The sequence below is a fragment of the Thermocrispum sp. genome, from assembly GCF_002919275.1.
Lineage (GTDB): Bacteria > Actinomycetota > Actinomycetes > Mycobacteriales > Pseudonocardiaceae > Thermocrispum > Thermocrispum agreste.
The window spans coordinates 1-25,960 of record NZ_PKFA01000021.1 but is presented as its reverse complement, the minus strand read 5'-3'; the positions used below and the strand labels follow the sequence as shown (position 1 = coordinate 25,960).

The following is a 25,960-nucleotide window of genomic DNA, read 5'->3' as shown; positions in this document are numbered from 1 at the left end:
TACGGACGGATCGCCGTCACCAGGCGCAGCCCATGCGGTTCGTGCTCCGGCCGAACCGCTGGGAGGTGACGGCCGCACGCACACGGCCGGGTGTGCGGGTGGCCGTCTGCCCTGGCGGGCTCGGCGGGGAGCCCAGCACCGCCCGTCCGGTCACCCGCGACGACCGAGCACCGGGAACGCAGCAGCAGTCGTCGGGGCCGTCAGTACAGCGCGGAGGCCAGATCCCGGCGTGCCTTGGCCACCCGCGGGTCGGCGGTGTCGAACAGCTCGAACAGCTCGACCAGGTGCGCCCGCAGCTTGTCCCTGTCCTCCCCCGCGGTGCGGCGAATCGCGGCGATCAACCGGTCGAACGCCGCCTCCGGCCTGCCGTTGGCCACCTCGAAGTCGGCCGCCTGCATCGCCGCTGCCACGTCCGCCGGGTCCGCGTCGGCGCGCTGCACCGCCGACGGGTCGAGCTTGCCCGCCCTGGCCAGGAACTTCACCTGGGTCAGCGCCGCCTTCGCCTGCTCGTTCGCCGGTTCGTCGGCCAGGATCCGCTCGTAGGCGGCGGCCGCCGCGTCGAAATCACCCCGCTGCGCGGCCTCCTCCGCCTCGGTGAACCGCGGATCCGGCGGGGCCTGCTCGGCCGCCTGCTGTGCGGCCGCCTGCACGCCGGGCAGCTTGTCCTTCAACGCGGTCAGCAGCCGGTCCAGCCACTGCCGCACCTGCGGTTCCGGCAGCGCACCGGCGAACGCGTCGACCGGCTGCCCGCCGGCGATCGCCACCACCGTCGGGATGGACTGCGCGCCGAACAGCTGCGCGATGCGCGGGTTGGCGTCCACGTCCACCTTGGCCAGCACCCAGGCGCCGTTGGATTCCCCGGCCAGCCGCTCGAGCACCGGGCTCAGCTGCTTGCACGGCCCGCACCAGTCGGCCCACAGGTCGACCACCACGAGCTGCTGCATGGACCGCTCGACGACCTCGGCCTGGAACGTGGCCTCGGTGACGTCGACGACCGCCGCACCGGTGCCGCCCGCCGTGCCGTCCTGCGTGGCCTTGCCCTGCTTGGCCGCTTGCGCCTGCGCCTCGGCCCGTTGCTTGAGCGCGGTCAGATCCACCGCGCCGGAAATCCCACGTGGTGCAGTCACGGCTCCAATCTACCCAGCGGCACCCCCGCTCGGGGCAGCGGTTCGCGGTGCGTGCCCGGCCCACTGCTACTTTGCTGCCATGGATCGCCGCACCCCGTTGCCGTTCGACCCGATCGAGAGGGCAGCGCAGCTGTGGGCCGAGCGCATCGGCCCCTCGCGCACCATGGCCGCGGTCACCAGCGTGATGCGGGTGCAGCAGATCATCCAGTCGGCGGTGGACACCGCGCTCAAGCCGCACCAGCTGACGTTCGCCCGGTTCGAGGCGTTGGTGCTGCTGTCGTTCTCCCGCCGGTCGGCGCTGCCGATGCGGGTGATGGGCGAGCGGCTGCAGCTGCACCCGACGTCGGTCACCAACATCGTGGACCGGCTGGAGGCCGACGGCCTGGTCAAGCGGGTGCCGCATCCCAGCGACCGGCGGGCGACGCTGGTCGAGATCACCGAGCCGGGCAGGCAGCGGCTGAAGGCCGCCACCGAGGCGGTCACCTCGATCGACTTCGGGCTGAAGGGCCTGACCGAGCGGCAGACCCAGCAGCTCATCGACCTGCTGACCCGGGTGCGGAGAGCCAGCGGCGACTTCGAGGACCGCGACTGACGGCGGCCCGAACTCAGGCGGTCTGCAGGAACAGGCCCACGCCCGCCTGACGCCGCACACCGGCCTCGTCGAGCTTGCCAGTGCGCAGCGCCCACCGCTCGAACGGCCAGGTGCCCAGCGGCACCACCGCGGCGACTGCGGCGGCGACCAGCGTTCCCGCACTCCACCGGCACAACCGGGCCAGCACCAGCGCGGCGACGACGTAGCAGACGAACAACACACCGTGCACGAGGCCGAGCACGGGCACACCGCCGTCCCCCATGCCCACCGACCGGGCGATCATGCCCGCGATCAGGCCGGTCCACGACAGCGCTTCGGCCACCGCGACCACCTGGAACGTCTTGACGACCTTGCCGTGCACGCTTGTCCCTTCCCTTGCTCGTGCGGACCGTCCGTGGCGGACCCCGGCGCTCATTCTGCGGTCGTGACGCCGTTCACGGCGGCCGTGGCGGGCTCGCTTGAGACGGCCGACACAAGGCAGCCGGCCGCACCGGCCGAATGGGCGCCGAATGGGCATCGTCGCTGGTGATCGGGGGTGCCGGAGCGGGCGCACTGGATCGCCGGGCGGCGCATCCGCCACAGGCATCGGACCGGCAGCGCTGCATTACCGGACCCCCACGCCCGCCGCAGATCCCGGAAGGGGGCACGCCGCGTTGCCCGATGGCACACCCTGCACAAGCGTCGGAGCGGGCGGAGTGGTCGCCGGGCGGGGACCCAGCCGGAAGCATCGCACCGCGAGCGCTGCATTGCCGAACCGCGCTCCCGACGCAGGTATCGGGCCGGGCGTGCGACGTTGCCGGGCGGCGCACCCGTCGAGCCCCGGTAGCCGTCGCGCCGGCGCCGGGACGGTCGCGAGCTGGCACGAATCCGTCCCCGGCCAATTCGCCGACCGTGCCGGCGCCGGCTGACCTGCGGTACGGTCCCGATCCCCCTCACCCCGCACCACGGCCCCGACCTGCCTTGCCACACGGCACGGTCCGGACCCGGCTCGCCGCACCGCTTCCACGACCGTGCCCGGGCCACGGTCACGCGGGCATGGTTCGTGACCGAACGGTCAGCGGACGCTCGTCCCACCCGTGCCCGGCGCCGCACCGTCCGTGCTAACTCTGAAGAGTGAGCATCATCACGTCGATCCGCCTGCGACCTCGACGCAGGGCGACCCTGCTTAACCCACTCGATGGACTTCGCTCGTGGGGTCCGCGTCGGAAATTTGCCGATCTTGTGGTGTCGCCGGACCGGTTTTGCGGCTAGGTTGACGCGCATCACCGCAGGACCGTCCTACGGGCGGGCGATCGAGCAGCAGAACGCAACGAGGTGGAGACGAGGGATCGAGGGCGATGAGTTCTGCGGCCGGACACCGTCGGCCCCATTGCGGCCGGCCACCGCACGGCAGGGGAGCCTCGACACACCCGCCTGCGCCCGGGACTCGGAGTGCCACGAGAGCGATTGCGGGCGTGTCCCCGGGACCGACGGGCGACACAGATTTAATCGCCGACAAAAAATATGGGAAGTGTCCGGCGGGCGGCACCGTCGTTCGCGCGCCCGCGTGGCCGATCGGCCCGAAAATACGCCGGAATCCGTGCACCCGGTAACCGTGCATACGCGTGCAGTAAACGGGACTTCGCTTTCGTGACCTGCACGGATACGGTGACGACAGCGGACGGTGACAATTCCCCCGAACGACCACCCCCAGCAGGAATGAGAAGCACGTATGACCGTGGCATCCCCACCACGATCAACCGATGCGGTCCACCGGCAACCGCACGCCCGGAAACGTCCGGCCCAGCGCCGTTTTCCACCCCGGCACTCCTCCGGTGGTGCGCTGCGCCTGCTGGCTGACACCGCGTCACTGGGCGTGGCCGCGGCACGCACCACGGCAGTTCGCCGAACCGTGCGCCTCGCCGTGCAGGCCACCCCGGACGGCCCGCGACCCGAGCACAGCCGGACCAAGGGGACCGAAGTGATCGACAGCGTGACGGCGGCCGGCACTACCGGGCCGACCGCGTGGGCGGCCTTGCTCACCGCTACCGGACCGACATCCGGTGCGCGGCAGCGATTGAGGGAGTACCGATGAGGTGGCGACGCACCAGCAAGTCGACCGCTAGGCAGGCGGATGAGGCCCGCGCCGGTGACGGCAGCATGCGGACCGAGGTGATGGACAGGTCGCTCCCCGGCAACGAGGATCACGAGCGCAAGCCGGTCGTCGAGGCGCACGGCGAACGCGGCGGGGACAGCGCGCCGCAAGCGCCGGCCGATGCCATCCCGTGCCCGCGCGAGTCCTGCGACGGCACCCTCGACGAGGACAGGTTCTGTGTCGTCTGCGGCCTGGAAGCGCCCTCCGACGCGATCAAGCAAGCATCCCGGGCCGGCACCCCGGCGAAGGATGCGGCCGCCAAGGACGGTGCCGCCGAGCGCGGCTCGGACAGGGCCGCACAGCACACCGACGACGAGCCGTCCGAGCGCACCGGATCCCGGCGCGGGTCGCTGCGCACGGTCTCCCATCGCACGGTCTCGCAGCGCACCGGATCGGGGGCGACCGCACCCAGCGGCGGCTGGGCGGCCTCGTCGCACTCGGCGACCACCACCACCCGGGGCAGTGGGCCATCCCGGGCGTCCGGCCGCGGCATGCTCGGTGCCGGCCTGGTCGAGATGCCGCACGTGCCGTACCGGGATCCCACCGAGGTCGTGCTGAAGAACCCGATGGTGCCGGAACACCGCCGGTTCTGCAGCCGATGCGGCGCCAAGGTGGGACGCAGCACCGCCGGGCGGCCCGGCCGCACCGAGGGCTTCTGCTCACAGTGCGGGCAGCGCTTCTCGTTCACCCCCAAGCTGTTCCCCGGCCAGCTGGTGCACGGCCAGTACGAGGTGCTCGGCTGCCTGGCGCACGGCGGCCTCGGCTGGATCTACCTGGCCAGGGACCGCGCGGTCGCCGACCGATGGGTGGTGCTCAAGGGCCTGCTGGACACCGGGGACTCCGACGCCATGGCCGCCGCGCTCGCCGAGCGGCACTTCCTGGCCAAGGTCGAGCACCCGAACATCGTCAAGATCCACAACTTCGTCCAGCACCGCGATCAGCACGGCGACAACGTCGGCTACATCGTGATGGAGTACGTCGGCGGCCAGTCGCTGAAGGACATGATCAAGGAGCGGCGGGCGAAGTACGGCCCGAACGAGTGCCTGCCGCTGGAACAGGCCATCGCCTACACCATCGAGACGCTGCGCCCGCTCGGCTATCTGCACAGCATCGGGCTGCTGTTCTGCGACTTCAAGCCGGACAACGTCATCCAGACCCAGGAGCAGCTGAAACTCATCGACCTGGGCGCGGTGCGGCACGCCGACGACGACTCGTCCGCGGTGTTCGGCACCATCGGCTACCAGGCGCCGGAAGTGGAGACGGCAGGGCCGTCGGTGGCCTCCGACCTGTATGCGGTCGGGCGGTCGCTGGCGGTGATGAGCTTCCCGTTCGACTTCCAGAAGCGCTACCGCGATCACCTGCCCGCACAGCAGGACGTTCCGCTGCTGGCCGAGTTCGACTCGTTCGACCGGCTGCTGCGGCGCGCCACCGCGCTGGAACCGGAGCGGCGGTTCACCTCGGCCGCCGAGATGGCCGAGCAGCTCACCGGGGTGCTGCGCGAGGTGCTGTCCGCCAAGGACGGGCAGCCGCGGCCGGGGCCGTCCACCGAGTTCACCCCGGAACGGCGCAGCTTCGGCGTGATCTCCCAGCTGGACTCGTTCGACGCCCAGCGGCTGCGCCGGGTGGTCGACCCGCGGCAGGTGGCCAACGCGCTGCCGGTGACCCGGGTGGACAGCGACGACCCGGCGGCGGCGTTCCTGGCCTCGATCGGCACGTCCGACCCGGCCGAGCTGATCGAGATCCTCGGCGCCGAGAAGCCGACCGAGGAGATCCGGTTCCGGATGATCCGCGCCTACATCGAGCTCGGCGAGATCGACGAGGCGCTGCGCGCGGTCGACGAGCTGCTGGCCGGCTCCGGCGAGCACACGTCGCGTACCCAGTGGCGCGCGGAGTGGCACCGCGGGCTGGCTTTGCTGGCGGCGGGCCGGGCCACCGAGGCCAGCACCGCGTTCGACACCGTGCTCGACACGGTGCCCGGCGAGCTGGCCCCCAAGCTGGCACTCGCCGCCTGCGCGGAAGCCGAGGGCGACTGGGACTGGGCCGACTACTACTACCGCACCGTGTGGCGCACCGACCGCACCTACGTGAGCGCGGCGTTCGGGTTGGCCCGCGCCCTGCTGGCCAACGGGGCCAGCGAGGAGGCCACCGACGTGCTCAATTCGGTGCCGGAGACGTCCAGCCACTACATCGCGGCGCGGCTGCTGGCCATTCAGACCACCACGTCGGCCACCGATCCGGCGTCGCTGACCCCCGAGGACCTGGAGCGGGCGGGCAGACAGCTGAGCGCGCTCGAGCTCGACCCCGGCCGCCGCGCCCGGATGTCGGCCAAGCTGCTGGAGGCCGCGCTGGCCTGGACCACGTCCAACGGCACCGGCGGCGACGCATCCGACCGCAAGGTGCTCGGCCGCCGGCTCACCGAGCACGAGCTGCGCAGCGGGCTGGAGGACGCCTACCGCGCGCTGGCCCGCCAGGCGTCCGACGAAGAGGAACGGGTGGCCCTGGTGGACCGCGCCAACCGAGTACGCCCGAGGACCTGGCTGTGACCACCCACCCGCCGAGCACGTCGATCTCGCTCGCCGACACCGAGCCGGTGCGGCCCAGCCAGGTGTGCCCCGGCTGCTCGTCGCCGGTGGGCTGGCACGACCGGTTCTGTGAGGTGTGCGGCCGCAACCTGCTGGTGCACCGCACCCCGGTCGGCGGGCCGGATCCGTCCGCGGCGGCGCAGGCGTGCGTGTCGTGCGATTTCGACCGGATCGACGCCGAGGGCTTCTGCCTGCGCTGCGGGCGGGCCCAGCCGCGCGGGCGGGACCGGGTGATCTACGACCTCGACGGCGTGGTGGCCGGGGTGAGCGATCGTGGCAGGCGCCGGACCCGGAACGAGGACGCGCTGGCGCTCGGCTTCCTGGGCCGCCGCGACGACCCGTCCTGCGTGGTGGCGGTCGTGTGTGACGGCGTGGCGTTCTCCTCGCGCGCGACCGAAGCGTCCCAGGCCGCCGCGGACACCGCGGTGGACATCCTGTTGTCGGCGATGTCCGGGGCCGCCGAACCGGTCGCGGCGACCCGTGCCGCGGCCGCGGCCGCCTCGGCCGCGGTCAACCGGCTGGCCGACGACCCCGGCGAGCTCACCGACGGACCGCCCGCGACCACCTACGTGTCGGCCGTGGTCACCGAGAACGAGGTGACCGTCGGCTGGCTGGGCGATTCCCGGGCCTACTGGCTGGCCACCGGCCCGCGCAGCACCCGGTCGCGCTGCTTGACGGTGGATCACACCAGGGCGAACGAGCTGGTCGCCTCGGGCGTGAACGCGGTGGACGCGGGTTCCGCGGAGGACGCCACCGCGCTGGCCCGCTGGCTGGGTGCCGACGCTGAGGACCCGCAGCCGCAGATCCAGCGGTTCCGGCCGCACGGGCCGGGCACGGTGCTGCTGTGCACCGACGGGCTGTGGGGGTACCTGAGCGGTCCACCGGTGCTGGCCGCGCACCTGCCGATCGGCGGGCGCGACCCGCTCGGCGCGGCGATGGGGCTCACCGACGCCGCCAACGAACGGGGCGGCAGGGACAACATCACCGTGGCCGCGATCCCGTTCCCGCTGCGCGGCGCCGACGAGGCGACGACGGCGAGGAGTGACGGCTCATGACCAGCTACCCGGAATTCCAGCTCGAGGTCGCGCAGAACCAGTACCTGGCCCCGGGCGCCACCCAGGTCGACGCCATCCTGACGGTGACGGCCGAGGCGCCGGAGGAAACGGCCACCACGGCCGCGGAGATCGTCATCGTGGACTGCTCGGCGTCGATGTACCGGCCGAGCAAGCTCAACGCGGCCAAGCAGGCCACCATGACCGCGATCGACGGGATCCGCGACGGCGTGGAGTTCGCGGTGATCGCGGGCAACGAATCCGCCCGGGTGGTGTACCCGCCGCAGCGCGAACCGACCCGGCTGGCGGTGGCCGACGAGCGGACCAAGGCGGAAGCCAGGCACGCGGTGGCCGGGCTGGAGACCAGCGGCGGCACCGCGATGGGGCGCTGGCTGTGGCTGGCCGACCAGCTGTTCGCCACCAGCGACGCGGAGATCCGGCACGCCATCCTGCTCACCGACGGCCGCAACGACAGCCAGGCCCCCAAGGAGCTGAACGCCACGCTGGACGACATCGCGGGCAACTTCGTGTGCGACTGCCGGGGCGTCGGCACCGACTGGGAGGTCGCCGAGCTACGCCAGATCGCCCACGCGTTGCTGGGCAGCGTGGACATCGTGGCGGAGCCCGCCGACCTGGCCGCGGACTTCGCCGCGATGACCGAGGCCGCGATGAGCAAGGCGGTGGCCGACGTCGGGCTCCGGCTGTGGACGCCGCAGGGCGCCAGGATCGAGTTCGTCAAGCAGGTCGAGCCGACCCTGGACGACCTGACCGAGATGGGCGCACGGATCGACGCCCAGAGCATCGAGTACCCGACGGGTGCGTGGGGCAGCGAAACCCGCTCCTACCACGTGAAACTCCGGGTACCGCCGGCGGGTGTCGGCGACAAGATGCTGGCCTGCCGGGCACAGTTGGTCGCCTCCGGCCCGAAGGGGTCCGACGTGGTGCTCGGCAAAGCGCGCGTGCTGGCGGTGTGGACCGACGACGCCACGCTGTCCACCGCCATCGACCCGACGGTGGCGCACTACACCGGCCAGGCCGAGCTGGCCGACGCCATCCACGCGGGTCTTGCCGCACGCCGGGCGGGCGACGTCGAGACCGCCACGCAGAAGCTCGGCCGCGCTGTGGCCTTGGCCACACAATCCGGGCACGAAGACGCCGTGAACCTGCTGGCGGGCGTGGTGGAAGTGGAAGACGCGGTGCAGGGCACCGTGCGCCTGAAGAGTCGAGTCTCGGCCATCGACGAGATGACGTTGGACACCCGGTCGACGGTGACCAAGAGGGTCTCGCGACGCACCGGACTCTGAAAGGGTGAGTGCGATGCCGAGGTGCCCTGGCGGGCATCAAACCGCAGACGTCGACTACTGCGACGTCTGCGGGCTCTCGCTCCATGCGTCGAAGCCGACCTCGCCGGTGCCGAGCTTGGCGAAGTGCCCGGCGTGCGGTGCTCAGCTGCAGGGGCGGTTCTGCGAAGCGTGCGGCACCGACTCCCTGCCCGGCGCTCCCCCGCCGGTGCCGGAGCAACGGCCGGTGCACGTCACACCGCTCCCGGAGCCGCCGAGGGCCACCTGGACGGCCGTGGTCAGTGCCGATCGGGCGCATTTCGAAGCGGTGACGGCGGCGGGCAACGGCTCCGCACCCGGCGAGTTCCCGAGCAGCTGGCAGGACCGGCGCTACGTGCTGCGCGGTGACCAGATGAGCGTCGGGCGGCGCAGCCGCTCGCGGAAGATCAAGCCGGACATCGACCTGACCGGGCCGCCGGAGGACTACGGCGTGTCCCATCTGCACGCCGTGTTCGTGCCCAACAGCGACCACACCTGGAGCGTCGTGGACGTGGGCTCGACGAACGGCACCATGCTCAACGACCAGCCGTATCCGCTGCCCGCGAACGTCCCGCATCGGCTGCGCCACGGCGACCGGCTCTACCTGGGCGCCTGGACGGTCATCACCATCAAGGTCGACCCGCACTGACCAGCTTGCGCCCACGGTCAGTACGGCGCCTTCCCCGCCGCCACCTCGGCCAGCGCATCGGCCAGCCAGCGGCGCGCGGCCTGCCACAGCCCGCCGCCCAGCGAGATCCGGGCCACCCCGATCCCGGCCAGCTGCGTCAGGTCCGGACCGCCGGGCAGGTAGGTGGCGTTCACCGGCGCGGGAGCCACCGCGGCGACGAATTCCTCCAGCACGTCCGCCGACCGCACGTGAATCGGATACACGCAGTGGGCGCCGGCGTCGAGATACGCCCGGGCCCGTTCGATCGCGTCCGGCAGCGCCGCGCGCTCCGCTTCCGCCGAGGACGCGGACAGGAACGAGTCGATGCGCGCGTTGACGATCAGGGCGTCATCGGCGTGTTCGCGCAGCTGGGCGATGAAGCCGGCCTGCTCGCTCGGCGTGCGCCTGCGCCCGGACTGCTGATCGGTGTCCTCCACGTTGCATCCCGCCGCCTCGATCTCCAGCAGCATCTCCGCCAGCGCACCGGGCGGCAGGCCATAGCCGGACTCGGCGTCCACGGTCACCGGCACGTCGACCGCGGCGGTGATGCGCGCCGCGGCGGCGAACATCTCGGCGGCGGTGGCCTCTTCCCCGTCGCCGTAACCGAGCGTGCCTGCCACCGCGACCGAGCTGGTGGCAACGGCCGGAAATCCCGCCGCCACGACCAGGCGGGCGGTGTCGGCGTCCCAGATGTTCGGCAGCACCAGCGGGGTGCCGGGCACGTGCAGGTCCAACAGATCCTGAGCGGTCACCCGATCTTTCTACCCGAACCCGCCCCGTCTCCCACCACGGTGCGGGGCGGCTCGGCATGGAAGGGCACTTTCGAACCGGTGCGGGGGCACTCGGGGGCCGGACAAGCCGTCTTGGGCGTCCCGCCGTGACCGGCAGGGGTTCACCGGCGCAGGGTGCGGATCAGCTCGTCCGCGGCGGCGAACGGATCCAGTTCCCGATCCACCACGCGCTTGGTCAGCACCTCGAGCGTTTCCCCACCGCGCAGGTCGGCGAGCTCGGTACGCAGCCGGCTGAGCGCGATGGTCTCCACCTCGGTGCGGGCCCTGGTCAGCCGCCGCCGCGCCAGCTCGCCCTCCGACTCCAACCACGCACGGTGCTGCCCGATCGCCTGCAGGACGTCCTCGGCGCCTTGCTTGCGCGCCGCCACGGTGCGCACGATCGGCTGCCGCCACCTTTTGCCCCGTAGCTCGCGGCGGCTCAGCGCGATCATGGTCTTCAGCTCCCGGACGGTGGTCTCGGCGCCGTCACGGTCGGCCTTGTTCACCACGAACACGTCGGCGATCTCCAGCACGCCCGCCTTGACCGCCTGGATACCGTCCCCGGCACCCGGCGCAAGCAGCACCACCACGGTGTCGGCCAGCCGGACGATGTCCACCTCGGACTGCCCCACGCCGACGGTTTCGATCAGCACCACGTCGAACCCGGCGGCGTCGAGCACGCGCACCGCCTGCGGCGTCGACCAGGACAGCCCGCCGAGCTGCCCGCGGGTGGCCAGCGAGCGGATGAAGACACCGGGGTCGGTGGCGTGCTCGGTCATCCGGATGCGGTCACCGAGCAGCGCGCCGCCGGAGAACGGCGACGACGGGTCGATCGCCAGCACGCCCACGCGCTTGCCCTGCTCGCGCAAGGCGCCCAGGAGCATCGACGTGGACGTGGACTTGCCCACCCCCGGCGGACCGGTGAGCCCAATGACCTGCGCGTTGCCCGTGTACGGGGTCAACGCGCGGACGACCTCGGACAACCGTGGGTGGTCGTCCTCCACCAGGGACAGCAAGCGGGAGACGGCACGCGGCTGCCCGGCTCGCGCGCGGTCGACCAGCTCGCCGACGTCGAACTGCGGGATCACGCCTGGTGAGCCCAGAGCTCCGGGCGCATCACGACCGCGGAACCTTCACCAGCAGCGCGTCACCCTGACCACCGCCGCCGCACAGCGCGCCGACGCCGACGCCGCCGCCGCGCCTGCGCAGCTCGTGCACCAGGTGCACCACCAGCCGAGCGCCCGACGCGCCGATCGGGTGGCCGAGCGCGATCGCACCACCGTTGACGTTGACCTTCTCCTCCGGCACGCCGAGCTTCCTGGTGGACACCACACCGACGGCGGCGAACGCCTCGTTGATCTCGACCAGGTCCAGGTCGTCGACGCCGATGCCCTCCTTGGCCAGCGCGGCCTTGATCGCGTTGGACGGCTGCTCGTGCAGCGAGGCGTCCGGACCCGCGACGACGCCGTGCGCGCCGATCTCGGCCAGCGGCTGCACACCCAGTTCCTCGGCCTTGGCCTTGCTCATCACGACGACGGCCGCGGCTCCGTCGGAGATCTGCGACGCCGAACCGGCGGTGATCGTGCCGTCGGAGGCGAACGCCGGACGCAGCTTGGCCAGCGTCTCGACGGTGGTGTCCGGCCGCACGCCCTCGTCGGCGCGGAAGATCACCGGGTCGCCCTTGCGCTGCGGGATCTCCACCGGCGCGATCTCGGCGTCGAATCGGCCTTCGGCGATCGCCGCGGCGGCCTTCTGGTGCGAGGCGGCCGCGAACGCGTCCTGCTCCTCGCGGGTCAGGCCGTAGCGGGAGTTGTACTTCTCCGTGCTGGCGCCCATGGCGACCTGGTCGAACGCGCAGAACAGGCCGTCGTAGGCCATGTGGTCGACCAGCGTGGTGTCGCCGTACTTGAAGCCGGAGCGCGACTTGGGCAGCAGGTGCGGAGCCTGGGTCATCGACTCCTGCCCGCCGGCCACCACGACGTCGAACTCGCCGGCGCGGATGAGCTGGTCGGCCAGCGCGATCGCATCGATGCCGGACAGGCACACCTTGTTGATGGTCAGCGCGGGCACGTCCATCGGGATGCCTGCGGCCACCGCCGCCTGCCTGGCCGGGATCTGGCCCGCACCCGCGGTGAGCACCTGGCCCATGATCGTGTACTGCACCTGCTCGGGCGCCACGCCCGCTTGCTCGAGCGCCTTCTTGATGGCGATGCCGCCGAGCTGCGCGGCGGAGAAGTCCTTCAACGAGCCGAGCAGGCGACCGATCGGGGTTCGAGCAGCGCCGACAATGACCGAACCAGACACCGTGAGCCTCCAAGCCTTCGACGACGTCGTCCTGTCGGGGACCTTACCGCCGCTCGCTACTGCGCAGTAGCAGCTGTGACCTACTCTGCAGCGCTGCTCTGCGACGGCCGCCGTGACCTACGCTGCTGCCATGAACGACGTCATGCAGCCCGTGCAGCACCTCGTCACCGCGATCGACCACGTGGGGGTCGCGGTGCCGGACCTGGATGCCGCGATCGAGTTCTACCGCGCCAACTTCGGTTTGGAGGCCACCCACGTCGAGGTCAACGAGGAGCAAGGGGTGCGTGAGGCGATGCTGCACGCACCCGGCGACGGCGGGCACGGGACGGCCGTCCAGCTGCTCGCCCCGCTGAACGAGCGGTCCACCATCGCCAAGTTCATCGACCGCAACGGCCCTGGCCTGCAGCAGCTGGCGTTCCGGGTGAGCGACATCGACAAGGTCACCGAGGTGCTGCGCGCCAACGGGCGCCGGGTCCTCTACGAGGAGGCCAAGCGCGGGACCGCCAACTCCCGGGTGAATTTCGTGCACCCGAAAGACGCCGGTGGCGTGCTGATCGAGCTGGTCGAACCCGCTCGCGACGCCGGGTGACGGCGCGTGCGCGGGAACGTGAGATGGCTCGCTACTTGTGAGTAACTTTTCCTGTGACGTGGTTCAATCCGGGCAACTGGTCACCCGCAGGCCGAGCGCACGGAGGTCGCGACAATGGTGCAGCAGATCCTGGACGCAATCCTGAGCGACAATCTCGACGCTGTCGGCTCGCTGCCGGTACCCGAGAGCTATCGGGCGGTCACGTTGCACGCCGACGAAGTGGACATGTTCCAGGGCGTGCCGACCAAGGAGAAGGACCCGCGCAAGTCGCTGCACCTGGACGAGGTCCCCACGCCGGAGCTGGGGCCGGGTGAGGCGCTGGTCGCGGTGATGGCCAGCGCGATCAACTACAACACGGTGTGGAGCTCGATCTTCGAGCCGATCCCGACGTTCAAGTTCCTCGAGCGCTACGGCAAGGTGTCGCCGCTGGCCAAGCGGCACGACCTGCCGTACCACGTCGTGGGGTCGGACCTGGCGGGCGTGGTGCTGCGCACCGGGCCGGGCGTGCACCGGTGGAAGCCGGGCGACGAAGTGGTGGCGCACTGCCTGAGCGTGGAGCTGGAGGGCCCGGACGGGCACAACGACACCATGCTCGACACCGAGCAGCGCATCTGGGGCTTCGAGACCAACTTCGGCGGCCTGGCCGAGATCGCGCTGGTCAAGGCCAACCAGCTGATGCCGAAGCCGCGGCATCTCACCTGGGAGGAGGCCGCCTGCCCGGGGCTGGTCAATTCCACCGCGTACCGCCAGCTGGTGTCGGCCAACGGTGCGAACATGAAGCAGGGCGACGTCGTGCTGATCTGGGGCGCCTCCGGCGGGCTCGGGTCGTACGCCACCCAGTACGCGCTCAACGGCGGGGCCATCCCGGTGTGCGTGGTGTCCAGCCCGGAGAAGGCGGAGATCTGCCGCAAGATGGGCGCCGAGCTGGTGATCGACCGCAGCGAGGCCACCGGCGAGGGCTACCGGTTCTGGAAGTCGGAGACCGAGCAGGACCCGAAGGAGTGGAACCGGTTCGGCAAGAAGATCCGCGAGCTGACCGGGGGCGAGGACCCGGACATCGTGTTCGAGCACCCGGGCCGGGAGACCTTCGGCGCGTCGGTCTACGTCGCGCGGCGCGGCGGCACGATCGTGACGTGCGCGGCCACCAGCGGCTACATGCACGAGTACGACAACCGGTACCTGTGGATGAACCTCAAGCGGATCATCGGTTCGCACTTCGCCAACTACCGCGAGTCGTGGGAGGCGAACCGGTTGATCAGCAAGGGCATGATCCATCCGACGCTGTCGAAGACCTACCGGCTGGAGGAGACCGGCCAGGCCGCGCTGGACGTCCACCGCAACGTCCACCAGGGCAAGGTGGGCGTGCTGTGCCTGGCGCCGCAGGAAGGGCTCGGCGTGCGCGACGAGGAACTGCGGGCCAAGCACATCGACGCCATCAACCGGTTCCGCGGCCGGTGAGCCGCCCGGGATAATCGTCTTCCGGGGCCGGTGCGCACGGGGCGACACGCCGACAGCCGCGTCGTCCCGGCCGACCGGCACGGAAGATCGAACACGAACGGGTAACGTTGGCAGCCATGAACTTCGGCGAGGACGGGGATCTGGTACCGCTGGGTGCCGGCTTCGATGTCGTACGACGCGGATACAGCCCTAACCAAGTCAACGAGCACCTGGAACGCCTCGACGCGGACCTGAAGATGCTCACCTCGGACCGCGACGCGGCCATCCAGCAGGCCAGCGACCTGGCCAGGCAGCTGGAGGAGGCGCGCTCGGAGATCGACGAGCTGCGCGAGAAGGTCAACCGGCTCTCCCAGCCACCCACCACGATGGAGGGCCTGTCCGAGCGGCTGCAGCGGATGCTGAAGCTGGCCCAGGACGAGGCGTCCGAGACGAAGGCCCGCGCCGAAGCCGAAGCGGCGCACATCCGGGCGAAGGCGGAAGCCGACGCCAGCGCCCTGCGCGCGCGTTACGACCAGCAGCTCGCCGAGCTGGACAAGCGCCGTCAGGCGATGGAGGAAGAACATCGCACGACGATGGAGCAGGCGCGCAAGGAGGCCGAGGAGCTGCTGGCCAAGGCCGAGCAGGAACGGCAGCGGCTGGACAAGGCGGCCGCCGAGCGCCGCACCAAGATCGAGGAGGACTTCGACATCGCCATGGCGACCCGGCGCGCCGAGGCGATGAAGCAGCTGGCCGAGCAGGAGGCACAGAGCAAGGCCGAGGCGGAGAAGCGGCTGCGGGAAGCCGCCGAGGAGGCCAAGGCGACCAGGGAGCGGATCGCTCGCGAGCTGTCCGAGCACAAGGAGCGGATCGCCCGGGAGCTGGCCGAGCACCAGGAGCTGATCGCCAAGCAGCGTCGCGAGTCGATCGAGGAGGCCAACCGGCGCAAGCAGGACGCGATCACCGAGGCGAACGCCCGGCTGGCCGAAGCGGCCAGCGAAGCCGAGCGGCGGGTGCGGGAGGCGACCGAACTGGCCAACCACCGCATCAACTACGCCGCCGAGCGCGTCGAGGCGCTGCGCCGGCTGCGCGCCCGCATCGCGGCCCAGATCAACGCGGCCCGCACGGCCATCACCGAGGCCGACGGCCTGCTCGCCGAGGCGACGTCGGTGACCGAGCAGAGCACGGCGAAGCAGGACGGCAAGGTCGAGGGCAAGGGCAAGGACGCCAACGACGCGACGGGCGCCGGCAAGGCGGCGAAGTCCACCGCAGAGATGGACACGGTCAAGGCGCTCAAGCCGGTCGTGCAGCAGGCCGACGGGGCCAACTGAGACCTGCCCCGGCGGCCGCTGCCGAGTCATCGGATTCGGGGTCGTCACCCGTCGCCGGCCGGCAGCCGAAAGCAAAGCCGAAGCGGGGCTGCGACGACGCCTCGGAGGCCCGCACGTCCTCAATTGGTCCATTCCGGCCAGGTCGCCCTCGCCCTACCGGCCCCGGAGCGCGTGTCCCGGGCCGGAGCACGTCGCGGTGGTCACACGAGCCGGGCAATCCTGGCACCGACCGAAACCTGACACCCGAACGCTCGTTGTTGATCTGCATACGGCAGCGCGCATCGCTAGTCTTCAGCGCGTGCCGCAGAGGCGTCACGGACACAAAGGAGCCACCATGACCGCTTACCGAACCGTCGTCGTCGGCACTGACGGGTCGGAGTCCTCGTACGCCGCCGTCGATCGCGCCGCCCAGGTGGCCGCCGCCGCGCAGGCGAAACTGGTCGTCGCCTGCGCCTACTATCCCGCCAGCAAAGAGGTGGTCGACAAAGCCCAGGACATCCTGCGTGACGAGGCCTACCAGGTCGTCGGTTCGGCTCCGGCCGACGAGACCCTGCACACCGCGCGGGAGCGAGCGGCGGCTCAGGGCGCCCGGGACGTGGAGACCGTGGCGGTGGAAGGTGAGCCGGTCGCCACGCTGCTGCGCGTGGTCAAGGAGCACTCCGCGGATCTGCTGGTGGTCGGCAACCGCGGGTTGAACACCCTCGCCGGGCGCATTCTCGGCTCGGTTCCCTCCGAGGTGGCCCGCAAAGCTGGCATCGACGTGCTGATCGTGCACACCACCTGACCACACCCGCAGACGCAAGCCGGCCGGTCAGCCGACGCAAGCCCGCCGGTCAGCCGACGCAAGCCGGCCGGTCAGCCGACGCAGGCCGGCCGGTCAGGCGGGCACCACGGCGTACTGCCGCACGTACAGGTCCTGGTAGGTCACCGGACCGCGCGGCCCGGGCACCCGGTCCAGGTTGATCCCGGTCTCCGGCACGGCCAGCAGCTTGAAGCCGTCCAGCAGGCGCGTCGTCGCGTTCCAGAACACCCCGGTGCCGGTGTAGCCGTCCAGGAAGCGCGCCGCCGCGTCGGCGTCCTCGGTCGCGATCCCCGCGGCCAGCCCGGAGGTCTCGTCATTGGCGATCGCCACCGCGGCGTCCACCCCGTCGACCTTGGCCACGGTCACCGTGGCCTCGCGCTCGGAATCCAGCGCCCACTCGTAGCCGATCGGGTGGTCGTACGGCGGCAGGGACGGCCGCACACCCCGCTTCTCGAGCGCCTGCGAGACGACCTCCCACGCCTTGTCGTAGATCGGCTCGTCGATGAGCAGCAGGTTCAACCGGTTGCAGACGCCGAGCCGGTCCAGGCTCTCGAACACCAGGTCGTGCAGCTTGCTCAGATCGGCGCTGCGCTCGACGAACAGCACTCCGCCACCGTCGGCGTGCGCCAGGGTCCGCACGTCCTTGGCGGCCGCGGCGCGGGCCAGTGCGCGGGTGCTGTCGCCGCTGCCCCGCAGGATCACCAGCGGCACCAGCGCAGGCAGGCCCACCAGCGCGAAGGCCGCTTCCCGCTCGGGTACCGGCACCAACTGCACGACGTCCGGGTCGATGCCCGCGTCGGCCAGGCCGGGGGCGATGACGACCTCCATCAGCTTCTTCGCCGACGCCAGCGCCGCCCCACCGGTGCGCAGGACACCACCGTTGCGCGACTTCACCAGCTGCGAGGCGATGTCGACGGTCACGTTCGGCCGCGCCTCGTAGTTCGCGCCGATGACCCCGACCGGCCGACGGCGCTCGATGAGCCGCAGCCCGCCGTTCAGCTCCTTCACCGGAATCTCGCGCTCCAAGTGCGGGGTGGTCGACAGCAGCTTCAGCTGCTCGACCATGCCGGCCAGCCGTTGCTCGGTGACCGTGAGCCGGTCGAGCAGGCCCGCGCTCATCCCGTCCGCCTTGGCCTTGGCGACGTCCTCGGCGTTGGCGGCCAGCACCTCCTCGCGCGCCGACTCCAGCCGGCCGGCCATCGCACTCAACGCCGCGTCGATCGCCTTGTCGGAGGCGGCGGCCAGCGACGGCGCGGCTTGCTTGGCTGCCTTGGCGCACTGCTCGACGGCTTCGGCCACGTGATCCGGCACCTGCTGCTGCACGCTGGTGAGTCCTTCCTCGGTCGGTCTCCAACCCCGCGCCCAGTATGCACGCCGCGCGGTCCCCGGCTCGGCCGAGGGACGGCGTCTGTCCCCGCGCTCACGCCAACCGCGGCACCAGCGTGGGCAACCGCCCGGGGCCGGCGTCCATCAATCGGGTCACCGCATCGAGATCGACGTGCTCCGCCACGGCATCGGCCACCCGGTCCAGCATCCGCTCGCGGAGATCGGCGAACCCCGGTGCCGCCGCGTCCGGTTGCCATTCGACCCCGGACTGCGCGGCGACTTCGGCCAGCCATGCCCGCCGGAATCCGTCGTTGTCGAACGCGCCGTGCCACATGGTCCCCCAGACCGCGCCCAGCCGGCAGCCGTCCAGAAACGGCTCGGCCTCCCCCGTCACCGACACGGTGCCGTGGTGAATCTCGTAACCGGTGACCTCGTGCCCTCGCCACGTTCCGTGCGGCCGTCCCAGCACCTTCTCCTCGGCGAACACCACCCGCGCCGGAAGCAACCCGAGTCCCTCGACGGTTCCGGCGGCCGACTCCCACCGGTCGTCGATCTGCTCGGCCAGCATCTGGTAGCCACCGCAGATGCCCAGGATCGGCCTGCCGGACCGGGCCCGGGCCTGCAGCGCCGCCGCCAGTCCCCGGTCGCGCAGCCAGGCCAGGTCGCTGACGGTGGCTCGCGACCCGGGAAGGACCACGAGGTCGGCGGCGAGAACCGCAGCCGGATCGGCGGTCGCGGTCACGCTCACCCCCGGTTCGGCGGCCAGCGCATCGACATCGGTCGCGTTGGAGATCCTGGGCAGGCGGACGACGGCGACGGTGAGCCCGGTCGCCGATCGGCTGTCCCGCCACGCCGTGACCGGGAGCGTGTCCTCGGAGTCGATCCAGACCCCCGGCAGCCAGGGCAGCACGCCGAGCACCGGGCGGCCGGTCCGCTTCTCCAGCTCGCGCAGGCCCGGCTCCAGCAGGCCGCGGTCGCCCCGGAACTTGTTCACCACCCAGCCGGCGATCACGGCTTGATCGCCGGGGTCGAGCAGCGCCAGCGTGCCGTACATGGCGGCGAAGACCCCGCCACGATCGATGTCGCCCACCACCACGACCGGGAGACCCGCGGCGCGGGCCAGCCCGAGGTTGACGTAGTCGCCCGCACGCAGGTTGATCTCCGCGGGGCTGCCCGCGCCCTCGCAGATCACCACGTCGAAACGCCGCCGCAGGTCCTCCAGCGCGGCGAAGGCGTGCCGGGCGAGCTCGTGCCGCCCGACGGCGAACTCCCCCGCCTGGAGCGTGCCGAACGGCTTGCCCATCATCACCACGTGACTGCGCAGGTCGCTGCCCGGTTTGAGCAGCACCGGGTTCATCGCCGCTTCCGGTTCGACCCCCGCGGCGCGGGCCTGCAGCCACTGCGCACGGCCGATCTCCGCGCCGTCGGCACAGACCATCGAGTTGTTCGACATGTTCTGCGCCTTGAACGGGGCGACCGAGACGCCTCGCCTGGCCAGCGCCCGGCACAAGCCGGCCGTGACCAGGCTCTTGCCCGCGTCCGAGGTGGTTCCGGCCACCAGCAGGCCTTTCCCCGGCTGCCGTCGCGCTTCGCTCATGACCCCCGGACGCTAGCCGAGCAACGCCGCACCGAACGGCGTTCTGCCCGGAAACTCACATTTCCCGGCCACCGCACCGCTGCCACAATGACCGCGTGACGTCCATCCTGCGCGCGGCACTGGCCGCCGTCGTCCGGCGCGGCGCGCACGTGCTCGACGGTCTTGCTGCTCAGCTGGCTCCTCCGCGGCGCACTTTGATCCTCGGCGGCGCCCGCTCGGGCAAGTCCTCGTACGCGGAGCAGCTGCTCGCCGGCAGGCGCCGGGTGATCTATCTGGCGACCGGGGCACCGCCGGGCGACGACGAGGAGTGGGCCGAGCGCATCCGGCGCCATCGCGAGCGCCGGGCCGCTCATTGGGAGACGGTCGAGACGATCCACATCGCCGCCGCCCTGCGCGCGGCCGACGCCCCGGTACTGATCGACTGCCTGGCCACCTGGCTCGCCCGGATCTGCGACGAGGCCGGCGCATGGGACGCCGCACCAGGGTGGAAAGAGCGGCTGGAGCACGAGGTCGAGGAGCTGGTGCAGGCCTGGCGAGCCGCGCGCGTTCCCGTCGTCGCGGTCAGCAACGAAGTGGGCAGCGGCATCGTGCCGAGCACCCCGTCCGGGCGGTTGTTCCGGGACGAACTCGGTGTGCTGAACAGCCGCATGGCCAGCGAGTCCGACGCGGTACTGCTCATGGTGGCGGGCCGCCCGATCCGATTGGAGGCGCCGTGATCGTTCCCGGCATCCCCACCATCCCGGCCCCGGACCAGGACGCCGAGCGGCGCGCGCGGGACGTCCTGGACAGCCTGGTGAAACCGAAAGGGTCGCTGGGCAGGCTGGAAGAGCTGGCCGCGTGGCTCTCGGGCAGACACGGCAGCGTCCCGCCCGGCCCGGTCGACCCGGTGCACGTGGTGGTGTTCGCCGGTGATCACGGCGTCAGTCACAACGGGGTGTCGGCCTATCCGCGCGACGTCACCGCGGCCATGGTGCGGGTCTTCCACAGCGGCAAGGGTGGCGTGAACGTGCTGGCTCGCCAGGTGGGAGCGCAGGTGCGGGTCGTGGACATCGGTGTCGACGCCGATCTGACGGACATGCCACCGGAAATCCTGGCGCACAAGGTCTGCCGGGGTTCGGGCTCGATCGACACCACGGATGCGCTCAGCCCCGAGCAGACGGCGCGCGCGTTCCGCGAAGGCCAGGCCGTCGCACGGGCGGAAATCGCCGCGGGTGCCCGGCTGTTGATCCCGGGCGACATGGGGATCGGCAACACCACCATCGCGTCCGCGCTGGTGGCCGCGCACCTCGGCTTGCCTGCCGAAGAGGTCGTCGGTGGCGGCACCGGCATCGACCCGGCGACACGTGCGCACAAGACAGCCGTGGTCAAGGCGGCACTGGACCGCGCAGAGGCGCGCATCACCGACCCGTTCTCCCTGCTCACCGTGCTTGGCAGCGCGTGCGCTGCGGCAACGGCGGGATTCGTCGTGGAAGCCGCCGCACGCAGGACACCGGTCGTGCTCGACGGCGTCTTCACCACGGCCGCCGCGCTGGTCGCCGCGGAGATCGCGCCGGGTGCGGCCGCCTGGTGGTTGTCCGGGCACCGATCGACCGAGCCGGCGCAGGAGTTCGCCCTCAAGGCGCTGGGCTTGCAGCCGATCGTCGACCTGGGCATGCGGCTGGGCGAAGGGAGCGGCGCCGTGCAGGCGATCCCGTTCCTGCGCGCCGCCCGCGCGGTCATCAGCGACATGGGTCTGCTGTCCGAAGTCGTCCCGCCGGACGGCGGGACGCCCCGCTGAGCCATCGTGAACGCCCTGTTGTTGTCCGTCGGCACGCTGACCGCGCTCCCCGTTCCCGCTCCGAGCGTCGTCGACCGCCGCGTCGCGGGCGCCGCAATGGTGCTTGCCCCCGTTGCCGTGCTGCCGTTGGCGGTGCTGGCCGCGGGCGTTGCGGCAGCCGGTGAAGCGCTTGGGCTGCCCGCTCTGCTCACCGCGTTGCTGTGCATCGGTACCGGCGCTCTCGGCACCCGGGGTCTGCACTGGGACGGTCTCGCCGACACCGCCGACGGCCTGAGCGCCGGCTACGACCGGGAGCGAGCGTTGACGGTCATACGCAGCGGAGACACCGGCCCGAGCGGAGTCGTGGCCGTCGTCCTCGTGCTCGGCGGCCAAGCTGCCGCCATCACCGGCGCGATCGCGGCGGGGCACGGTCCGTTCGCGGTGGCCGTCGGCATGCTGGCCGGACGACTGGTGCTGGCGCTGTGCTGTGCACGGGGCGTGCCGTCGGCTCGCCCCGAAGGGCTCGGCGCGACCGTCGCCGGGACGGTCGGCCGGCTCGCCGCGGTGACGACACTGCTGGCCGGTGTCGCTCTCGTCGCGGCGGCGAGCCTGCCGACTCCCCTACCGCCGTGGCGTGCCGGGCTGGCCGTCGTGGTCGGAGCGGCATGCGCCCTCACCCTGCTCGCCAGGTGCGTGCACCGGTTCGGCGGCGTCACCGGGGACGTGCTGGGGGCCTGCGTGGAAACCGCCACGTTGGGCACGCTGGTGCTGCTGTCGTTCTGAGCGCCCAATTGACAACGGTTGTGGTCACCTGGTGTCATGAATCCGCCGTGAGCCGCATGGCGGAGAGTCTCCGAGAGGCGAGGTGACGGTGGCTGAGCCGGCCAGGATCCGCGACAGGCTCACCGGCCTCGCCCTGCTCGCCGGTGGCGCGAACGTGATCATGCAGCTGGCCCGCCTCCCCGTCGGGCACGGCGTGGTGCACAGCCCGGTGGAATCCGGCAACCTGTACCGCCACCCGCTCAAGCGCACCCGCACCACGCTGATGTATCTGGTGATGGCCGTCGACGGCACACCGGAGGAACGCAAGGAGATCCGCCGCCAGATCAACCGGGTGCACGCCCGAGTGCGCTCACGACCGGACAGCCCGGTGCAGTACCACGCGATGGACCCGGAGCTGCAGCTGTGGGTCGCCGCCTGCATCTACCGCGGCACCGAAGACACCTGCCGCTTGCTGTGGGGAGAGCCGGACGAGCGCACCCGGGAAGAGCTGTACCAGGACGCCCGCCGCTACGCCACCACGCTGCAAGTCCGCGAAGAGCAATGGCCCGCGGACCGTGCCGCCTTCGAGGAGTACTGGCGGCGCGAGGTCACAAAGATCGAGATGGACGACGACACGCGCAGCTATCTGCGTGGCTTCGCGCGTGGCACGTTTCTGCCGAAGCCGCTGCAGTGGCTGCTCGGCCCGGTGATGGAGTTCATGGCCATCGGCTTCCTCTATCCCGAGTTCCGGGACGAGCTCGGGGTGTCGTGGTCCGAGCGGCAGCAACGGCGGTTCGACCGCGTCATCCAGATGCTGGGCAAGGTGAACCGGGTGCTGCCGCGACCGCTCCGGGAATTCCCGTTCAACGTGATCCGCTGGGACACCAGGCGGCGCCTGCGCACCGGCAGGCCGGTCGTCTGACATCGGCTCGGACACCGAGCTGCCGGGCCACGTTCTTCCCGTTGTCTCGCCCGCACAGCAGGTCGGGAAGGCCGTCCACGTGGCCGCCGGGGCACCCCCGTTGCCTCGCCCGCACAGCAAGGTCGCTCCTGCCGACAGCACCGGGCTCCAGGCCACTGGACGGCCGTCCCGGCACGACCTATGGCAGCTCACGGACGTAGTAGGTGCCCAACCATTTATCATACCTGAGCGATGTTCAGCAATATAGATTCAACTTGATGTAGTACATGTGCTACATTTCGTCGCATGACTGAGGTCGACAAGGGAGGAACCTCGGCTTCTGCCACCCAGACGGCAACCGAGGTCGGGGGGTTGGCGGATCCCGGACCCGACACCGTCATCGACGTCCGGGACCTGCACATGCGTTACGGCACGAACGACGTGCTCAAGGGGGTCACGTTCAGCGCTGAGCGGGGGGAGGTGCTGGCACTGCTCGGCCCGAACGGTGCGGGCAAGACCACCACGATCGAGATCCTGGAAGGCTTCCGGATGCGCTCCGGCGGTTCGGTGTCGGTGCTGGGCACCGACCCGGCGCACGGCAACGAGGCTTGGCGGGCGCGCCTCGGCATCGTCCTGCAGTCCTGGCGCGACCACGGCAAATGGCGGGTGCGCGAGCTGCTGCACCATCTCGGCTCGTTCTACACCCCGTACTCGACGGAGGCGATCCGCCGGCCGTGGAACACCGACGAGCTGATCGAGGCGGTCGGCCTGTCCGAGCACGCCGACAAGCGGGTGATGCGGTTGTCCGGCGGCCAGCGCCGCAGGCTGGACGTGGCGATCGGGATCGTCGGCAAGCCGGAGGTGCTGTTCCTGGACGAGCCCACGGCCGGGTTCGATCCCCATGCCAGGCGCGAGTTCCACGACCTGGTGCACCGCTTGGCGGACGAGAACATCACCGTGTTGCTGACCACGCACGACCTGGACGAGGCGGAAAAGCTGGCCGACCGGATCCTGGTGCTCGCAGGCGGGCGCATCATCGCGGACGGTTCCGCGGACGCGCTGTCGCGGATGGTGTCCACCAAGGCCGAGGTGCGGTGGAGCATCGGCACCGAACGTCACGTGCACTCCACCGACGACGCCACCACGTTCGTCCGCAGACTGCTCACCGAGCACGGCTCGGCCGTGCAGGACCTGGAGGTCCGGCGGGCCAGCCTGGAGGACACCTACATGAAACTGGTGTACGGAATGGAATCCGGCCTGGCAGGCGACGAGGACGCCGCCCAGGTCTTCTTCGGCAGGGAAGAGCAGGTGACCGTGGCCGCCGAGCCGCACGGCCGGGACATCGACGAGGAGGGGGCCCGATGAACGCAAGCGGTGTGGCGATCCGCGCGGGCATCCGCCGTGGCCTGGCGGAGATCAGGCAGATGCTGACCAGCGGGCCGGACCTGCTCAACGTGCTGTTCTTCCCGACCATCACGCTGATCGTGATGTACTTCCTGAGGGATTCGACGTTGCCGGGCACGGACATCTCCGTCGGCTCGGCCGCCATGCCCGGCGTGCTGGGCATGCAGGTCGCTTTCGCCGGGCTGGTCGGCGTGTCGGCGTCGCTGATGGTGGAGCGCGAGGACGGCACGCTGCTGCGCGCCAAAGCGGTGCCCAACGGCATGTTCGGTTACCTGGTCGGCAAGATCATCGTCGGTGCGTTCGACGGCGCGCTCGCCATGCTGATCGTGTTGATTCCCGGGCTGTTCCTGCTGGACGGGTTCCGGATCGAAAGCCTGAACGCGTGGCTGACGCTGGCCTGGGTGCTGGCGCTCGGGCTGATCGCCACCATGCCGATCGGGGCGATGATCGGTTCGCTGTCGGACAACCCGCGCAACATGGGCCTGGTGATGCTGCCGCTGCTGGGCCTGGTGGCGATCTCCGGCGTCTTCTACCCCATCACCGCGCTGCCCGGCTGGGTGCAGTTCATCGCCCAGCTGTTCCCGATCTACTGGCTCGGCCTCGGCATGCGGTCGGCGCTGCTGCCCGATGCGGCCGCGGCGGTGGAGATCGGCGGATCGTGGCGGTATGCGGAGATGATCGGCGTACTCGGGGTGTGGATCGTCGTCGGGCTGATCTTCGCCCCGATCCTGCTGCGCAGGATGGCCAGGCGAGAATCGGGATCGACGGTGGCCGCCCGACGGGACCGTGCCTTGCAGCGTGTGCAGTGAATGGTGAGCAGTCGAGCAGATTCGGCAGCAGGCGAGCGTGAGGTGTGCCCGACATGAGCGAAGTGATCTACAACCGGATCGCGATGCTCCGTGCCGAGCGCGGCATCTCACGCCGCCAGCTGGCCGACGCCCTCAAGGTCCACTACCAGACGATCGGGTATTTGGAGCGCGGCGAATACAGCCCCAGCCTGTACCTGGCGCTGAAGATCGCCGAGTACTTCGACGTGCCGGTCGAAGTGGTGTTCTCCACCAAACCGTTCCCGCGGCTGGGCAGCGAGGAGACCAACCATCGCGGCAACCGGGCTCCTTCGGACGTCGGCCAGGGGTGACCGCTGCGGTCGGGCACGAGCGCGGCGGGCCGGTCACGGTGCGCGGGCAGCGGATCGGCTGAACGCACCCTCCGGCAACCGCCGACCGGTAGGCCCGACCGCCACAAGCAACGCCGCGATCCGACCACGGCCGCGCCAGCAGCTCCTCCGCCATCCCGTTCGACCACACGGTCCGGACACGGTCCGGCAAGCCCGGCCGCGGGTGCGCGGGGCGGCAGCTCGGCCGCAGTACCCGGGCCGCAGTCCAGTCGTGGTAGTCGGGTGACCGCCCGGTCGTGGTGCACAGACGGTGCCCGGCCGACTGTTCTGCCAGGAGGTCGGCCTGTCGTACAGCCAGCCGGGATGGCTGCGCTCCTATCGGTACGTGCTGCAG

23 protein-coding genes are annotated in these 25,960 nt (G+C 71.1%); 16 read left to right on the top strand and 7 right to left on the bottom strand.

Features of this window, described 5'->3' with window-relative positions; genetic code table 11:
* Positions 1-200: 200 nt before the first annotated feature.
* Entirely contained in the window at positions 201-1,127 is a 927-nt protein-coding gene (locus tag CXP56_RS04685) for a tetratricopeptide repeat protein (protein ID WP_028846676.1), read from the bottom strand.
* A gap of 79 nt (positions 1,128-1,206) precedes the next feature.
* Here CXP56_RS04685 and CXP56_RS04680 point away from each other — a divergent pair, with 79 nt between their 5' ends.
* Positions 1,207-1,719 (top strand): MarR family winged helix-turn-helix transcriptional regulator, encoded by a 513-nt coding sequence (locus tag CXP56_RS04680; protein ID WP_028846677.1) that lies wholly within the window; start codon positions 1,207-1,209, stop codon positions 1,717-1,719.
* 13 nt (positions 1,720-1,732) lie between these two features.
* On the opposite strand, the gene CXP56_RS04675 is transcribed toward CXP56_RS04680, so the two are convergent.
* Positions 1,733-2,080, bottom strand: a complete 348-nt coding sequence (locus tag CXP56_RS04675; protein WP_028846678.1) for a DUF3817 domain-containing protein — start codon at positions 2,078-2,080, stop codon at positions 1,733-1,735.
* Between the two features lie 1,709 nt (positions 2,081-3,789).
* Here CXP56_RS04675 and CXP56_RS04670 point away from each other — a divergent pair.
* The 4 genes from CXP56_RS04670 to CXP56_RS04655 are packed head-to-tail and all read left to right on the top strand — an operon-like array spanning position 3,790 to position 9,455.
* Positions 3,790-6,396: a serine/threonine-protein kinase gene (locus CXP56_RS04670; protein ID WP_286900002.1), complete on the top strand. Its 2,607-nt coding sequence runs from the start codon at positions 3,790-3,792 to the stop codon at positions 6,394-6,396.
* Positions 6,393-7,490, top strand: a complete 1,098-nt coding sequence (locus CXP56_RS04665; protein ID WP_051309755.1) for a PP2C family protein-serine/threonine phosphatase — start codon at positions 6,393-6,395, stop codon at positions 7,488-7,490. The genes CXP56_RS04670 and CXP56_RS04665 overlap by 4 nt, the downstream gene beginning before the upstream one ends.
* Positions 7,487-8,791: a vWA domain-containing protein gene (locus CXP56_RS04660; RefSeq protein ID WP_028846680.1), complete on the top strand. Its 1,305-nt coding sequence runs from the start codon at positions 7,487-7,489 to the stop codon at positions 8,789-8,791. The genes CXP56_RS04665 and CXP56_RS04660 overlap by 4 nt, the downstream gene beginning before the upstream one ends.
* A gap of 13 nt (positions 8,792-8,804) precedes the next feature.
* Positions 8,805-9,455 (top strand): double zinc ribbon and FHA domain-containing protein, encoded by a 651-nt coding sequence (locus CXP56_RS04655; protein WP_028846681.1) that lies wholly within the window; start codon positions 8,805-8,807, stop codon positions 9,453-9,455.
* A 17-nt stretch (positions 9,456-9,472) separates the two neighbouring features.
* Here the strand turns inward: CXP56_RS04655 and CXP56_RS04650 are convergent, their stop codons facing one another.
* From CXP56_RS04650 to CXP56_RS04640, 3 genes are all read right to left on the bottom strand, one after another.
* Positions 9,473-10,225, bottom strand: coding sequence for an isocitrate lyase/PEP mutase family protein (locus CXP56_RS04650; protein ID WP_286900000.1), 753 nt, complete (start codon positions 10,223-10,225; stop codon positions 9,473-9,475).
* Between the two features lie 140 nt (positions 10,226-10,365).
* Positions 10,366-11,328: a methylmalonyl Co-A mutase-associated GTPase MeaB gene (meaB, locus tag CXP56_RS04645; RefSeq protein WP_028846683.1), complete on the bottom strand. Its 963-nt coding sequence runs from the start codon at positions 11,326-11,328 to the stop codon at positions 10,366-10,368.
* Between the two features lie 31 nt (positions 11,329-11,359).
* Positions 11,360-12,547, bottom strand: coding sequence for an acetyl-CoA C-acetyltransferase (locus CXP56_RS04640; protein WP_286899998.1), 1,188 nt, complete (start codon positions 12,545-12,547; stop codon positions 11,360-11,362).
* Positions 12,548-12,677: 130 nt separating this feature from the next.
* Here CXP56_RS04640 and mce point away from each other — a divergent pair, with 130 nt between their 5' ends.
* The 4 genes from mce (at position 12,678) to CXP56_RS04620 (ending at position 16,685) form a co-directional block, all read left to right on the top strand.
* Complete coding sequence (gene mce / locus CXP56_RS04635; RefSeq protein ID WP_028846685.1) at positions 12,678-13,136, top strand: methylmalonyl-CoA epimerase; 459 nt, start codon at positions 12,678-12,680, stop codon at positions 13,134-13,136.
* 114 nt (positions 13,137-13,250) lie between these two features.
* Positions 13,251-14,594, top strand: a complete 1,344-nt coding sequence (ccrA, locus tag CXP56_RS04630) for a crotonyl-CoA carboxylase/reductase (RefSeq protein WP_038044509.1) — start codon at positions 13,251-13,253, stop codon at positions 14,592-14,594.
* 116 nt (positions 14,595-14,710) lie between these two features.
* Positions 14,711-15,901 carry a coiled-coil domain-containing protein gene (locus CXP56_RS04625; RefSeq protein ID WP_286899996.1) on the top strand — a complete coding sequence of 397 codons (1,191 nt, stop codon included), beginning with the start codon at positions 14,711-14,713 and terminating at the stop codon, positions 15,899-15,901.
* A gap of 334 nt (positions 15,902-16,235) precedes the next feature.
* Positions 16,236-16,685, top strand: a complete 450-nt coding sequence (locus tag CXP56_RS04620; protein ID WP_028846687.1) for a universal stress protein — start codon at positions 16,236-16,238, stop codon at positions 16,683-16,685.
* A gap of 93 nt (positions 16,686-16,778) precedes the next feature.
* Here CXP56_RS04620 and CXP56_RS04615 read toward each other — a convergent pair whose 3' ends face one another.
* Together CXP56_RS04615 and CXP56_RS04610 are read right to left on the bottom strand one after the other, a co-directional pair.
* Complete coding sequence (locus CXP56_RS04615; protein ID WP_028846688.1) at positions 16,779-18,014, bottom strand: aldehyde dehydrogenase family protein; 1,236 nt, start codon at positions 18,012-18,014, stop codon at positions 16,779-16,781.
* Between the two features lie 109 nt (positions 18,015-18,123).
* A complete protein-coding gene (locus CXP56_RS04610; RefSeq protein WP_028846689.1) occupies positions 18,124-19,626 on the bottom strand; it encodes a cobyric acid synthase in 1,503 nt (500 codons plus the stop codon).
* 95 nt (positions 19,627-19,721) lie between these two features.
* Between CXP56_RS04610 and cobU the strand changes: the two genes are divergently transcribed.
* From cobU to CXP56_RS04575, 7 genes are all read left to right on the top strand, one after another.
* Positions 19,722-20,342 carry a bifunctional adenosylcobinamide kinase/adenosylcobinamide-phosphate guanylyltransferase gene (gene cobU, locus CXP56_RS04605; protein ID WP_028846690.1) on the top strand — a complete coding sequence of 207 codons (621 nt, stop codon included), beginning with the start codon at positions 19,722-19,724 and terminating at the stop codon, positions 20,340-20,342.
* A complete protein-coding gene (cobT, locus tag CXP56_RS04600) occupies positions 20,339-21,403 on the top strand; it encodes a nicotinate-nucleotide--dimethylbenzimidazole phosphoribosyltransferase (protein ID WP_245566557.1) in 1,065 nt (354 codons plus the stop codon). Before cobU ends, cobT begins: the two co-directional genes overlap by 4 nt.
* A gap of 3 nt (positions 21,404-21,406) precedes the next feature.
* Positions 21,407-22,165: an adenosylcobinamide-GDP ribazoletransferase gene (locus CXP56_RS04595; RefSeq protein WP_028846692.1), complete on the top strand. Its 759-nt coding sequence runs from the start codon at positions 21,407-21,409 to the stop codon at positions 22,163-22,165.
* 88 nt (positions 22,166-22,253) lie between these two features.
* Complete coding sequence (locus CXP56_RS04590; RefSeq protein ID WP_286899994.1) at positions 22,254-23,066, top strand: oxygenase MpaB family protein; 813 nt, start codon at positions 22,254-22,256, stop codon at positions 23,064-23,066.
* A 399-nt stretch (positions 23,067-23,465) separates the two neighbouring features.
* Positions 23,466-24,410, top strand: a complete 945-nt coding sequence (locus CXP56_RS04585) for an ABC transporter ATP-binding protein (protein ID WP_286900117.1) — start codon at positions 23,466-23,468, stop codon at positions 24,408-24,410.
* A complete protein-coding gene (locus CXP56_RS04580) occupies positions 24,407-25,258 on the top strand; it encodes an ABC transporter permease (RefSeq protein WP_286899993.1) in 852 nt (283 codons plus the stop codon). Before CXP56_RS04585 ends, CXP56_RS04580 begins: the two co-directional genes overlap by 4 nt.
* Positions 25,259-25,311: 53 nt before the next feature.
* A complete protein-coding gene (locus tag CXP56_RS04575) occupies positions 25,312-25,587 on the top strand; it encodes a helix-turn-helix transcriptional regulator (RefSeq protein WP_051309870.1) in 276 nt (91 codons plus the stop codon).
* Positions 25,588-25,960 lie beyond the last annotated feature (373 nt).

Bases quoted from the DNA above. Each gene is read 5' to 3' on its own strand.
- CXP56_RS04670 (WP_286900002.1), top strand. From the start codon at position 3,790: ATGAGGTGGCGACGCACCAGCAAGTCGACCGCTAGGCAGGCGGATGAG.
- CXP56_RS04655 (WP_028846681.1), top strand. From the start codon at position 8,805: ATGCCGAGGTGCCCTGGCGGGCATCAAACCGCAGACGTCGACTACTGC.
- ccrA (WP_038044509.1), top strand. From the start codon at position 13,251: ATGGTGCAGCAGATCCTGGACGCAATCCTGAGCGACAATCTCGACGCT.
- CXP56_RS04680 (WP_028846677.1), top strand. From the start codon at position 1,207: ATGGATCGCCGCACCCCGTTGCCGTTCGACCCGATCGAGAGGGCAGCG.
- CXP56_RS04660 (WP_028846680.1), top strand. From the start codon at position 7,487: ATGACCAGCTACCCGGAATTCCAGCTCGAGGTCGCGCAGAACCAGTAC.
- CXP56_RS04585 (WP_286900117.1), top strand. From the start codon at position 23,466: ATGCGTTACGGCACGAACGACGTGCTCAAGGGGGTCACGTTCAGCGCT.
- CXP56_RS04580 (WP_286899993.1), top strand. From the start codon at position 24,407: ATGAACGCAAGCGGTGTGGCGATCCGCGCGGGCATCCGCCGTGGCCTG.
- CXP56_RS04620 (WP_028846687.1), top strand. From the start codon at position 16,236: ATGACCGCTTACCGAACCGTCGTCGTCGGCACTGACGGGTCGGAGTCC.
- mce (WP_028846685.1), top strand. From the start codon at position 12,678: ATGAACGACGTCATGCAGCCCGTGCAGCACCTCGTCACCGCGATCGAC.
- CXP56_RS04610 (WP_028846689.1), bottom strand. From the start codon at position 19,626: ATGAGCGAAGCGCGACGGCAGCCGGGGAAAGGCCTGCTGGTGGCCGGA.
- CXP56_RS04625 (WP_286899996.1), top strand. From the start codon at position 14,711: ATGAACTTCGGCGAGGACGGGGATCTGGTACCGCTGGGTGCCGGCTTC.
- CXP56_RS04575 (WP_051309870.1), top strand. From the start codon at position 25,312: ATGAGCGAAGTGATCTACAACCGGATCGCGATGCTCCGTGCCGAGCGC.